This window comes from Streptomyces sp. NPDC088116, from assembly GCF_044741745.1.
Classification (GTDB): domain Bacteria; phylum Actinomycetota; class Actinomycetes; order Streptomycetales; family Streptomycetaceae; genus Streptomyces.
In genome coordinates this window covers 1,040,307-1,052,961 of the sequence record NZ_JBIUTF010000003.1, presented here as the reverse complement: position 1 = coordinate 1,052,961, position 12,655 = coordinate 1,040,307, and the positions used below count along the sequence as shown (strand labels likewise).

Genomic DNA, 12,655 nt, shown 5'->3' with positions numbered 1-12,655 from the left:
TGCCCGGACCGGCTGAGGATTGCGAGCAAGGGCGGGAGCGTACAGACACGTCCCGCGTCGGAGGCGTACGGGCAAAGGCGCGAGAGGGTCACCTGCTTGTGTGGGCGTCCTCCGCTGCGGCCGGCGGGGCCATGTCGGGCGCATCGGGCGAGCCAGGTGTGTCCGGTCGGGTCCGTGCCCGCGTGTGGGTACGGGCGTGGTTCTGTACACCGGAGAGGGTTTCGTGCGGCCCCAGCCCTGAAGGGTGACGGCAGACGGCCCTCGCATAGGCACCGATCAGGGTCAGGCAGCCGGCCAGGAGGAACAGCAGGACGATCCCCGTGCTGGTCGTCAGGACGTAGGACACCGCCCGGTAGCCCATCACGCCCGTCATCTCGAGCAGCGCGGAGGTGTTGGTAGGTGAGCCGGAGCGGTCGACAAGGACCGGACCGACGGTGAGTCCCGCGACCGCAGCAGAAGGGGCCGCTCCCCCGATGACTACCAGTGGGGGACTGAGCACCACGGCGCGAAGTGCGAATTGGGCGAGGCTCGGGCGTCCGCCCTCCGCCGTGGCCAGCCGCAGCAGCAGCAGGTGCTTGCCCGGCGTCGCGCCGGTCCGCCACGGGATGACGACAAACCACAGTGCGAAGACGGCCGGCGGCACCCAGAGCACCGCCCCCGCTTCGGGCACAACCGCTGAGATTCCGGCGACAACACCGATCAGCAGCTGGACACCTGTCACATCCACCAGCAGCGCGACCAAGCGGCGACCGATGGGCACCCGGCCGACGGCCAATGCGCGGTCGTCCAGGGCGTCCAGGGCAGGCAGCACCCGTACCAGAGGCCCGGCTACCACCCATCCCAAGGCGGCACCCGCCGTATTGACGATGAGATCGTCGACGGCGAAGAGGCGGTAGGGGCACTCGTAGAGGCCCCACAACCCGCTGTACTGGGTCAGTTCGAAGAACAGCGATCCCGCACACCCGGCCGCCGTGGCCGCGCTGAGGCCGCGGCGGAAGTGGATCCGTACGAGCGCCCCGAGCGGCAGCAGCAGGATCAGGTTGAACACGGTCTGCCAGAAGGCCGAGTTGTGCAGGATCAACGCGTCGAGGGTGACGCGGTGGTGTGCCTCCTTCCAGATGTCGGAGAATGCGACACCCGGTGTGAGCTGGGGTTCGGCGAAGGTTGGAAACGCCTTGCAGACGTTCACTGACGACTTCGGCAGCGGCACGATCGTCATACAGAAGGCGGTCAGCGCGCAGTACACACCGCCGTACAGCGACAGCACCCGCCAGCGGGTCATCACGCCGTGCCGCCGGTAGAGGACGATCGCCGTCGGCACGAACATCAGGAGAGCCAGCACGGGAAAGAGCAGCGCGGCCGTACGGATCGGCAGCAGGTATGCGTCCGTCATGCCGACCGTGCCGCAATCAGCCGCCCTACGGGGGCGAGCGAGCGGCCGCGGCCGGCCGGCGCGGCGGGAGGCCCCTCGCCGAACACGGTCACCGTCTCACGCGCCGCGGCGCACAGACAGCTCTTCGTCAGCGGGTACCCGGTGGTGGTTCTCACAGCAGTCTCCGGCCAGTTGGCGAGGAAGTGGTCGATGCGTCACGGAAGTGCAGCCGGCCGGCCGTGAACCCCTTCGACGCGACACGCCCAGGGCGGCAGCTCGCAGTAGCCGCGCCTCGGCGGACGATTCGACATCATTCTCGAATGCAAAGGTCAGCCCGCCCCTCACCCGCAGGGACCGAACCCGGACCCGCCGGAAGTACCATCCCGGGCGCGGCGTCATCCTCTGGACGGACACCCGCCCGCCCAGCGACCGCCAGGGGGCATGTCAGGGCAGCGGGGTGCGGTGCAAAGTGACGAGCAGGTACCAGTACCCGCTGCGCGATCTTCGGGTGTCGGACGCCCGGTTCCGTCGGGGTTACGGTGTCTCCGTTCGAGTGCCCCGGGCCTGTGCGGGAAATCCGGGCGCAGCCGGCGCACAGGAAATCCCGCGGGATTGATGGTGCGGGGATCCACCTGCTGCGGGGGCTTCTTCGAGCCGGCGGAGTCGATGGGTGCTCGCGACCGGCCTCGCTCTGACGGGCTTGCACCGGAACGTCGGTAATCCCTATTTCAGCCAGTTTAAGTCTGGTTCGCGCCGGTTACGGCGCATCGCGGTTCATGGGTTGTCCGGCGGGACAGCGGTATGGACCATACGAGGACCAGGTCCTGTCCGGCCGATCTTTGCCGGGCCCGGGGGGGGGGGGGGGGGGGGGCGCCCCGCCCCCCCCCCCCCCCCCCCCGCCCCGGGCTGATCCGACAAGATCGACGGGACAGGACCTGGCTCGTGAAGACGGGCGCGCACGCGCAGCAGAATCCAGGGGGGTTTCAGCGGTGGCTTTTCTTGTTTACAGCATCCTCACCGACCCGGCTCCGCTCCAGGTGTCGGAAGCGGGCGGAACGTCCAAGGGAGCGGTTTACATCGTCGTCTCCAACCCGAAGGACCAGGACATGGCCTGGGTTTCCCTCACGGTACGTGTGCCCTTCGGGCAACAGGAGGATGCCCTGACGTCCGATCCGAAGGCGATCACGGCTCGGGTCCTGCCGGACAAGGCGAGGAAGCCGGGGGAAGAGCCGCTGACCAACTGGGACGCCACGACAGGTGTCTTCACCGTGACCCCCCAGCCCACCACGTACCTCAAGGCGAGCGGTTCCATGATCCTGGCGCTGGAGGGCTTCCCGGTCTCCAGCACGCCGGGGCCGGTCCTGCTGCAGGTGACAGAGACGGTGTGGAATGGTCCGTGGAAGCAGGACTCCCCCGTGATGCTGAGCCTGCTGAAGCAGGCTCCCAAGGCGCCGCGCAACTTCCGTCCGAAGCAGTCTCTGGTGGCCGCGGGCAAGAGCGTCGTCCTGCGGTGGGAGGGATCCGACACCTTCACCTATCAGGTCCATGGACCGGACGGCCCCTCAAAAAACGCCCCGCACAGGGTCGGGACCGGCTGGGAGTGGACCCCGGCGGCGGGCGAGGAGCCGATACGGGACGCCACCTACACCCTGACAGCCGCCTCGTCACCGCAGCAGCAGCCGCCGGAGTACATCCTCACCACCACCGTCCATCTGCGCAGCCCCGAGTTCGAGAGCGTCACCGCCACCAACGGACTCCACACCCCGTGGGCCGAGGGCACCACGGACAAGGGGCGGATCACCTTCACCGCACAAGGCGCACAGATCCACAACGACTCCAACGCGCCTGGCACCATCACGGCCGCCAAGGCCGACGTCGACAGCGTCATCACCGAGTCGGTGCAAGGCCGCGGCGAGGACGCCGGCTGGATCCAGTTCCCGCCCACCGGGATCACGGTCGGTCATGGCGCGGGAAGCGACTTGGGTACCGTCACGGCTGACAAGGTCAGCGCCGCGAACGGCGTGAACACCCCGTGGGTCGGCGACCGCGACGGCGGCAAGGGCTGGGCCGAGTTCCCGCAGTCCGGCGTGAACGTGCGCAAGGACGGAAAGCAGGCGTGGGGCACCGTCGCCGGCGACAGGGCGGATATGAACGGCATCAACACCGCGTGGGTGCAGGGCCGCACAGCCGACGACGGATGGATCGCCTTCCCATCCGCCGGGCTGAACGTGTACCAAGGCGCCGGAAACCATCAGTGGGGAACCGTCGCAGCCGCCAAGGCAGACCTGGACGACCTGGTCACCCGCCGGGCCCAGGTCGAAGAACGCCTCACCCTCCAGGGCGGCCTGACGATCGACAACGTGCTGGAGACGCAGGACGGTCCGCCCCGCCTGGTCGTCCACGGCCGACTGGACGCCGAGGGCGAGGTGAACGCCGCCGGGAACGTCGTCGCCGGAGGTGACCTCACCGTCAACGGCGATCTGCGGCCGATGCGGAATCTGGTGGTCGGGGGTGCGGTCCACGCGGGCGACCTGACAGTCAGGGGCAAGCTCACCACCGAGGACAACCAGTTCAAACTCGTCGTGCACGGGGAGTCGCAGTTCGAGGGGAAGGTGAACGCCGACGGGCACCTGTCAGTCCGCAACGGCGGCGACTGGCTCATGCACACCAAAGACGGCCAGATATCGGTCAACGGCGGCCTGCGCGTCCAGGAGGACTCGCTGTTCATCGGGAAGGTGAACGCCAACGGGCACTTGTCGGTCCGCAACGGGACTGACTGGCTCATGCACGTCAACGACGACCAGGTGGCGATCCAGGGCAACCTGCGCGTCCACGGCGCATTCCGCTCCGACAGCTAAGGGCTGTCCCGTAATCCCTGGTGGATCAGCGTGCGGCGTCAGATGCAGTGCATCGCAAGGCGGAGGGGCGTCCGCACACTGGATGTATGTGGACGTTCCGACAACGCGGCGAGGCGCCGTAGCTGTCGTCGTGCGCCCGCCGGGGATTGCGGAGGGTGCCTTGGTGGCGATGGGACACCGGTCTGCTGGGCGCGGTCGGATTCGTTGATCACGGGGCGGCTGTGGGGGATCACGAGAGGCTTCCTCGGCGGCTGTCGGTCGAGGGCGGGCCTTGTAGCCAGCGTTGGACGTCACGCGGGCCGCGGAGCCTGATGACCTGGACTCCCAGGCCGGCCGGCCCTCGCCGCGGACCGCCCGGAGCCAAGACGCTACGGCAGCGCCTGCTGTGGCCGTCCGAAGTCATCGCCCGTCACCCGGCACTGGAAGATGGGGTTCACACCTCCGGTCCCCCGCATGCGGAAGGCGGCACTGATCGGGCGCATGCCGCCGGGGTGTTGGGAGGTGCCGGTCAGGTATTCCCAGACACGGACGCGCGGTCCTTCGCGGCATTCCCGGACGCCTTCGTGAGGTCGACTTCGCCGTCCGCGCCAACAAACTGCCCCGGCGACCGGGCCCTTTCCACCGCGCCCTGGAATCCCTTACCGTCGCCTTCGTCACCTCTCGCTGAAGGAGACCTCCCGTGTCCGAGCAGCCTGAACTCGTCCTGGACCCCACCGGATCCGACCGTTACGCCGAGCACCAGGCCCTGCGTGCTCGCGGCCCGGCCGCCCGGGTGGACATCCTCGGCGTGACCGCCTGGTCCGTCTCCGACCCCCAGCTCCTCAAAGACCTCCTCACCAGCCCGGCGGTCTCCAAGGATGCCCGCGCCCACTGGCCTGCCTACGACGACGCCGTCGCCCATTGGCCGCTCGCCCTGTGGATCTCGGTGAAGAACATGTTCACCGCGTATGGCGGTGACCACCGCAGGCTGCGCCGCATGATCGCCCCCGCGCTCAGCGCCCGCCGTATTCAGCCCCTGCAATCCGTCATCGAAGCGTTCGTCATCGCGATTCTCGACGGCCTCGACTCCCTGCCTGCCGGGGAGATCGCCGACTTGCGTGAAAAACTCGCCTACCCGCTGCCGATCGCCGTGATCGGTCAGCTCATGGGCGTTCCCGACGATCAGCGTGGCGCGTTCCGCGCTATGGTCGACGGCGTCTTCGACACCACCCTCACCGCCGAGCAGGCCACGGCGAACACGGCCACTCTGCATCAGGCCCTGGACCGACTGATCGCGGGCAAGCGCGCCGAGCCCAGCGACGACATGACCTCTCTGCTCATCGCCGCCCGCGACGACGAAGGCGACGGCGACGCCCTCGCGGACGAGGAATTACGCGACACACTGCTGCTGATGATCAGCGCCGGGTACGAGACCACTGTCAACGTCATCGACCAGGCCATCACCGCCCTGCTGACCGACCGCCGCCACCTCGGACACCTCCGGGACGGCCGCGCCACCTGGAGCGACATCGTCGAGGAGACCCTGCGGCACGAACCCGCCATCGCTCACCTCCCGTTGCGCTACGCGCTCGAGGACATTCCCCTGGCCGGCGGTCAGACCATCGCCAAGGGCGAGGCGATCCTCGCCTCCTACGCCGCAGCCAACCGCCACCCCGACTGGCATGGCGAGTCCGCCGACCACTTCGACGTCACCCGGACATCGAAAGAACACCTCGCCTTCGGTCACGGCGTGCACTTCTGCCTCGGCGCGCCCCTCGCCCGCCTCGAAGTCGCCACCGCACTCAAGATGCTGTTCGAACGGTTCCCCGACATCGAACTCGCCCTTCCCGCCGCCGATCTGACACCGGTCCCCTCCCTGATCAGCAACGGCCACCAGACCCTCCCCGTACGGCTGCGGCCTGCTGCCTGACGTTCCACACGCCAAGGCCAGTGTGAGGATGCACCGGCACGCGGCGCGGGCAGCTGATCTGCGTCTTCCCAGGCTGCGACAGGCCGCGACGTACAGCCCACGTACTCCCCATCGCCACCCCCGTTTCGATCACGCGCGCGGCGAACTCGTAGCAGTTCATCTGAAACTCAAGCTCGCGCACCGTACGCAGCCGGGAGTCGCGGGCCTTGCGGTGGTCGGCTTGTCGGTGGACGCGCCGGGGTCTCGTAGGCCAGCGGGGTGCTGCTGATGGAGACCGTCCGCAAGGCCGGGCTGGACACGGCGATATCGACGGCGTCGGCACCGCGGCGCAAGCCGCGGGCGGTGCATGACTCCGGCAAGGTCCTGGTGGACTCGCGCCGGCGGTGGCCCTGGGCGGGGCTGCCTGTCGGACGTGGCGGTGGTTCAACCGAGCCCGCGCTGCTCGGGCCGGTGGCCTCCGGCCCCACCGTCTCCTGACGGATGGACACCCTGACCGGGGCTGGCCCCCGTGCGCTGACTGCGATGCGCCGAAGGCCGCGAACGCGTGTGGAAGCCGGCCGGGCCCGAAGCCGCACCCATGAATCTCCTCAACTGGCCCACCAGGCAGGGATGGTGGCTGCCCTACTCGGTCGGAATGACGATCGACTATCGACGCCTTCTCTGACGGTACGGTCGGTCGACCTCAAGACCATCGCCGAACTGGGGATGGTCGTCTGCTGCGGGGGCCTGTTCACCCAGATCCACCCGCACTTGGAACAGGTGGGGCCGGCCCGGGGTCCTTTCGGGCCCCAGGCCGTAGATCTATTGGACTGGAACACAGACCAGCCTCAGGAATGCGGCGGTCGAATCACGGTGACGGTCAGGCATCTCCCGCCTTGACGGCGGCAACCTCACGCATTTCCGAGATCTTGCCGTCGGTGAGGGAGAAGATCACCATTACGCGGAGTTCCTGTCGGGCGGCTTCTCCGGTGGTGACGTCAACTTCGTGGTCTCGCGCGCAGATCAGGATGTCGTACTCGATGACAACTTCATCTCCCGACTCCAGGTACTTGTAGTACGGCTCGCGGATCTCCACCTTGTCGTATCGCTGGGGAAAGGCTTCGAAGTGCTTCCGCAAGGCCTCGATGCCAACCGCCGTGACTCGGCCATAGGTGATGATCCGTCCGTCATCTGCCCAGAAGCGGTGAATCTCGTCGAGGGTGCTGTGCTTCTCGGCGTCGCACAGGCCGGAGACCCACGTATACATGTCGTGGAAGAAATCCCGATAACGCACAGTCGCGTTCATGGCCGGAGGGTGATCCTTTCGTGCCCGGAAATAACGCTGGGTTCCTGTCGGGCGGCTTCGTGAAGAACGGCGGTCAACTCTCATGCACGGGGCTCGGGCCGAAACTCGCCCGGGTCATCGACAGGTTCCGGCCAGAGCCCTGCTGCCGACTTCCCCGCTCTCGCGGGTCCGGGTCAGACGCGCAGCAGCAGCTTCCCCGCCGTGCGTCGCCCTTGCAGGTCCTCGTGGGCCCGCCGAGCCTCTGCCAACGGGTACTCATGGCCGACTCTGATGTTCAGCGTGCCGTCCAGGACCGCGCCGAAGACCGCGCTCGCGTGATGGTCCAGTTCCGCGCGAGTGTCGATGTAGTGATAGAGCGACGGCCGGGTGAGGTACAGCGAACCACCGGCGTTGAGCCACTGCGGATCGAGCGGTGGCACCGGGCCACTGGCCGCCCCGAAGAGCACCATCGTCCCCCGCTTCTTCAGGCTGGCCAGACTCGCGTTGAACGTGGTCCTGCCGACGCCGTCGTAGACGACAGGGACCCCTAGCCCATCGGTCAGCGCATGCACCTCGGCGGCCAGGTCCTGGCTCCGGTCGTACCGGATCACCTCGGCGGCGCCGGCACCCCTGGCCAGTTCGGCCTTCTCCTCGGTGGACACCGTGCCGATCACCCGAGCGCCGCGTCGGGCGGCCATCTGGGTGAGGAGCAGGCCAACGCCGCCGGCAGCCGCGTGCACCAGGATCGACTCGCCCGGGGCCACCGGGTAGGTGGAGTCCACCAGGAAATGGGCTGTCATGCCCTGCAACAGTGCGCCGACGGCGAGTTCGTCAGGGATTCCGTCGGGAACGCGCACCGCACGGCGGGCGGGCACGGCCACCAGTTCGGCGTAGCTGTTCTGCGCGTCGCACCAGGCGACGCGGTCCCCGGCGGCGAAGCCGGTCACGTCCGGGCCTACTTCTATGACGGTGCCGATGCCCTCGGTGCCGAGTCCGAACGGCGGGGCCTTCGGGTAGACGCCGGAACGGAAGTAGGTGTCAACGTAGTTCACCCCCGCCAGGGCGACCGAGACCAGCAACTCGCCGCTGCTGGGAGCCGGGTCATGGGTCTCCACGAACTCGATGACCTCGGGACCGCCAGGTTGTCTCACTCGTACGGCACGCATACGTCCTCCTCAGGGGGTAGTCGGCGGCTCACCGAGCCACCGGATCAGGCACGTTCCGTCCCACCGTGATCGAGCCGTGGCTCGAAACCACCGAAGCGCGGACCGGCCTTCCGAGAACCAGCTCAAGGGCCTCGGCCAGCGGAGCCGTGTCGGTACCGTCGATGGCGGAGGCACGCCAGGCGACGTGACCATCCGGGCGGACAAGCACGGCGCCGCTGGCGGAGATGCCGTACGTTTCGAGGAAATCGCCATCGGTGTCGGTGAGGTCGGCGTCCCGCCCGATGGTGCGGCCGATGATCGGCACGTCCGTGCCGTCGGCCATCACGGCCGCGGCGTCAGTCCACGCTCGCCCTTCCGGCCCGGCCAGAACGACGAATCGCGAGTGCAGGAGATCGATACTCGACATCCGGACGCCGTGATCGTCGAGCCACACATGCGGCGCACGACAACCGGGCACCGCGGTGGGCGTGTACACGGTCTGACTGGGGGCCGGCGGGACCGAACCATCGCCGACAATCGCGCGGGAGGCATAAGCGAAACCCAGTTCGGCGCCTTCCTGACGAATGTGTGCGTTCTCGGCGTCGATTGCCTTCGTGACAGCCGGTTGGTCCTCGGCGAGGGCCGAGGAGATGATGCGCTTGAGTGTGTCGTTGTTTCCCATCGACCAGTCGGCGTTCTGTTGCGCCACCGGCCGGCGTTCGGCCTCGTAGGTGTCCAGCAATGACGGGTCGGCGTACCCACGCAGCACCAGTCCGAGCTTCCACGCGAGGTTGTGGGCGTCCTGAATCCCGGTGTTCATGCCGAGCCCGCCGGTATGCGGCAGCAGGTGTGCGGCGTCGCCCGCGAGGAAGACACGGCCCTGCCGGTAGGACTGCGCGATCTGGGCACTCACTCGCCAGACCGCCACGTTGATCAGGTTCAGGTCGAGGTCCGAGTAGCCGACAGCCTTTCGGATGATGCGGAGGGCCTCCTCGTTCGACGGCGCCGCCGGCCGGGTCTCCGTCGGCGGCAGGACCCTGAACGTCAGCCACCGGTCCGTTCGGTCGACCACGGAAAAGGCAACGACGTCATCGGCATCAATCGCGTAGATGCCGATGCCGGGGCGCTCACGGTAGGCCTCCCACAGACGGGGGTCCGTGCTCTTCCAGTACATCCCGAGCCAGTAGCCAAGCAGCGGGTTGCCCTCGATCTCGATTCCCAGTCGCTGACGCACCATGCTCATCGCGCCGTCGGCGCCGATCAGGTAGCGGCTGCGCGTTTGATGGATTTCGCCAGTGCGCAGATCGCGAATGGTGGTCTGCACGCCGGTCGCGTTCTCCTCGAAGTCCACGACCTCGGCCTGTAGGCGCACCTCGGCCGACTCCCTGGCACGCAACCGCAGTTCATCTTCGATGATGTCCTGCGGAACCAAGAGCCGCGGCATCGGGCTCGGCACATCGGACCCGTCGTCCGTGACCGTCCGGCCGTACTCGTAACCGAGCAGTGTTCCGCGTCGGTAGGAGAAGGAGAAATCCTCCGAAGGCAACGCGTTGCGGCGGATGACGTCCTCCATGCCCCATTGACGCATCAGTTCGGCCGTTCGGGGGTTGACGCCACGGGCTCGCGGGTGATCGCTCGTCGCTTCGCGCCGGTCGACCGCCAGGCAGGACACACCCAGGCGACCGAGCTGCACGGCAAGACTCAGGCCGACGGCTCCGGCCCCCACGATGACGACGTCTTTTTCGATTACGCCCATCTCATCGATCTCCATCTCAAAAGGCTTCTTGTTCGCTGCACAAGAACCGTACCGCGACTCTTGGTCGCTGCACAAGAACAGCCTGCGGGCACCACCGCGACCACGCGGGGAGTGCGCCCGACAGGCACGGCCTCCGCACACCGGCCGGCGTGCGCCCCTGCGTCGCGGATCCGGCAATCGGGAGCCCGACGGGGTCGATGCGCACAGCCCGCCCACACGGGTTGACATCTTGGTCGCCGACCAAGTTCACTGGACTCGTTGGTCATCGATCAAGAGGCGACAGCAGTCCGAGCCCCTGCGCGTCGATCTCGGGCTCCAGGCGCAGCACGTGGGGTCGGCGGCCGATAGGCGGCAGTGGCGCTCCATACGTGGTGCGTTTGTCTCCGCGGGGAACTTTTCGACCTTTCGGAACAACTCGATCCCCTACCGCGAGCACACGCACGATGCCCAGTGCGTCGAGGGGGGACCGGATCGCCACATCGAAATCGAAGGCCTCGCCTTTCAGCAGATCCGTCCTGATCAGTCAAGTCGTCAGAGATTCACCCCAGGAGAAAAGACATGCCGAAGACATGGTTCATCACCGGAGCCTCGAAGGGATTCGGCCGGGAATGGGCGGAAGCCGCGCTCGAACGTGGCGACCGGGTCGCCACGACCAGCCGCTCCGAATCCGCCTTCGAAGACCTGGTCGAGAAGTACGGCGACGCGGTCCTGCCGCTGCAACTCGACCTTGCCGACCGCGCGGCGGTGTTCAATACCGTGCAGCAGGCGATCGACAAGTTCGGCGGTCTTGACATCGTCATCAACAATGCAGGTTATGGCCTGTTCGGCATGATCGAGGAAGTGAGCGAGCAGCAGGCCCGCGACCAGATGGAGGCCAATCTGTTCGGCGCACTGTGGGTCACCCAGGCGGTACTGCCGCACCTGCGCGCCCGCGGATCCGGCCACATCATCCAGGTGTCCTCCATCGCGGGCGTCTTGTCACTGCCCGGTCTCGGCATCTACCACGCGTCCAAGTTCGCCCTGGAAGGCTTCACCGCGAGCCTCGCCGCCGAGGTGAAGGATTTCGGCATCAAGGTCACCCTGATCGAGCCGGGCGGGTACGCCACCGACTGGGCGGGGCCTTCCGCAGTGCAGTCCGAGCGTCTTCCTGCGTATGACGATTTCCGTGCGGGCATGACGCGGATATCCGCACGGCGCGGCGATCCGAGTGCGACGCGGGCGGCGATTCTTACGGTGGTCGATGCGGAGCAGCCGCCCTTGCGGATCTTTTTCGGTCAAGGGCCGCTGGAGGCGATCACCAAGGAGTACGAGGCGCGGCTCGACGAGTGGCAGCGTTGGGACAACGTGTCCAAGATCGCGTTCGGGTCCTGAGGCACGACGGCGCTTACGAGGACGTGGGCCGGATTCTCGATGACTCCGCCCACCGCCCGCACATGGGACGGGAGCGTCCCCACCCCCGTTTGTCCGGGGTGGGGACGCTCCCGTCCTCGCTCCCCCGCCCTCGCTCCCCCGTCGCCGGACAATCCAGTGCCGCAGCGAGCTCGTCGATGGATGCCTCGCCGAGACCGGCCTCACCTTGGCGAGACATCGCGCCGGCAAGGTCAGGGAGCGGGTCGGCCCCACACCTTCAGCTCTCTGAACGGCTTCGCGGTTTGGTCGTCGGAGCCGATTGAAGGATCTGCTCGATTCCGAAATTGAAGCGCTCGTTGTAATCGATGGAAATGTAGTCCTCCAGCACCGAATGAAGACCTGGGAAGTTCTGCTCATTCACCGATTCCCGCAGGCGATCGTGGAGCGCGGTCGGTGTCGCCTGCTCCTCTTGAACGAGGCCGAGCGTGAAATAGAAAAGACTCCAGGATGTCCATGCGGCCGACTCCCGCGTGGGACAACCGTCGAAGAGAACGGTCACCAGGCGGTCGGAAAAGGCCAACGTGTTCGGTTCGACGGGAAAAGTTCCAGCGACGATCAAGGCGCCGTCCCGGTGTCCGAGCATTGCCTGCCGCAAGCGGCCGAGCAATTCTGCCACTTGCTCGCGCCACCCGCCATGCAGGTTTTCCAGGTCAACCTCACCCATGATGGATTCCGCCATCAGGTCAAGCAGCCGATCCTTCGTCCGGATGTGCCACATGACCGTATTCATCCTGACATCGAGTTCGGCCGCTATCGCCCGAGTGGACAGTTTGGCAATGCCGTCTCTTTGCAGGACATCGAATGCGGCCCTGACAACACGATCGAGCGTGATGCCGACCTTGGTTCGAGCAGCGGCGGCTTGTTTCTTGGTCACCGATCAATTCTACCTGGGTCGCCATCGTCGTGCGATCCAACCATGGCAGAGCTTCGACATGGGCGGC

At 67.2% G+C, this 12,655-nt stretch carries 8 protein-coding genes and 1 pseudogene; 4 read left to right on the top strand and 5 right to left on the bottom strand.

The window, feature by feature from the left end:
* Positions 1–88 precede the first annotated feature (88 nt).
* On the bottom strand, positions 89–1,393 hold the full coding sequence (locus ACIOJD_RS16850; RefSeq protein ID WP_401913766.1) for a VanZ family protein: 1,305 nt from the start codon (positions 1,391–1,393) through the stop codon (positions 89–91).
* A gap of 968 nt (positions 1,394–2,361) precedes the next feature.
* On the opposite strand from ACIOJD_RS16850, the gene ACIOJD_RS16845 reads away from it, so the two are divergent.
* The 3 genes and pseudogenes from ACIOJD_RS16845 to ACIOJD_RS16835 all read left to right on the top strand — a co-directional run.
* On the top strand, positions 2,362–4,230 hold the full coding sequence (locus ACIOJD_RS16845; protein WP_401913763.1) for a polymer-forming cytoskeletal protein: 1,869 nt from the start codon (positions 2,362–2,364) through the stop codon (positions 4,228–4,230).
* 679 nt (positions 4,231–4,909) lie between these two features.
* Positions 4,910–6,139 (top strand): cytochrome P450, encoded by a 1,230-nt coding sequence (locus ACIOJD_RS16840; RefSeq protein WP_401913760.1) that lies wholly within the window; start codon positions 4,910–4,912, stop codon positions 6,137–6,139.
* A gap of 249 nt (positions 6,140–6,388) precedes the next feature.
* Positions 6,389–6,710 (top strand): annotated as a pseudogene (locus ACIOJD_RS16835) (IS1380 family transposase); the annotation flags it as partial.
* Between the two features lie 288 nt (positions 6,711–6,998).
* Here ACIOJD_RS16835 and ACIOJD_RS16830 read toward each other — a convergent pair.
* The 3 genes from ACIOJD_RS16830 to ACIOJD_RS16820 form a co-directional block, all read right to left on the bottom strand.
* A complete protein-coding gene (locus ACIOJD_RS16830) occupies positions 6,999–7,424 on the bottom strand; it encodes a nuclear transport factor 2 family protein (protein ID WP_401913757.1) in 426 nt (141 codons plus the stop codon).
* A 173-nt stretch (positions 7,425–7,597) separates the two neighbouring features.
* Positions 7,598–8,569, bottom strand: a complete 972-nt coding sequence (locus tag ACIOJD_RS16825; protein WP_401913754.1) for a quinone oxidoreductase family protein — start codon at positions 8,567–8,569, stop codon at positions 7,598–7,600.
* Between the two features lie 28 nt (positions 8,570–8,597).
* On the bottom strand, positions 8,598–10,319 hold the full coding sequence (locus ACIOJD_RS16820) for an FAD-dependent monooxygenase (RefSeq protein WP_401913752.1): 1,722 nt from the start codon (positions 10,317–10,319) through the stop codon (positions 8,598–8,600).
* 543 nt (positions 10,320–10,862) lie between these two features.
* On the opposite strand from ACIOJD_RS16820, the gene ACIOJD_RS16815 reads away from it, so the two are divergent.
* Positions 10,863–11,675 (top strand): SDR family oxidoreductase, encoded by an 813-nt coding sequence (locus tag ACIOJD_RS16815; RefSeq protein WP_401913749.1) that lies wholly within the window; start codon positions 10,863–10,865, stop codon positions 11,673–11,675.
* Positions 11,676–11,931: 256 nt separating this feature from the next.
* On the opposite strand, the gene ACIOJD_RS16810 is transcribed toward ACIOJD_RS16815, so the two are convergent.
* Complete coding sequence (locus tag ACIOJD_RS16810; RefSeq protein ID WP_401913746.1) at positions 11,932–12,588, bottom strand: TetR/AcrR family transcriptional regulator C-terminal domain-containing protein; 657 nt, start codon at positions 12,586–12,588, stop codon at positions 11,932–11,934.
* Positions 12,589–12,655: the final 67 nt, after the last annotated feature.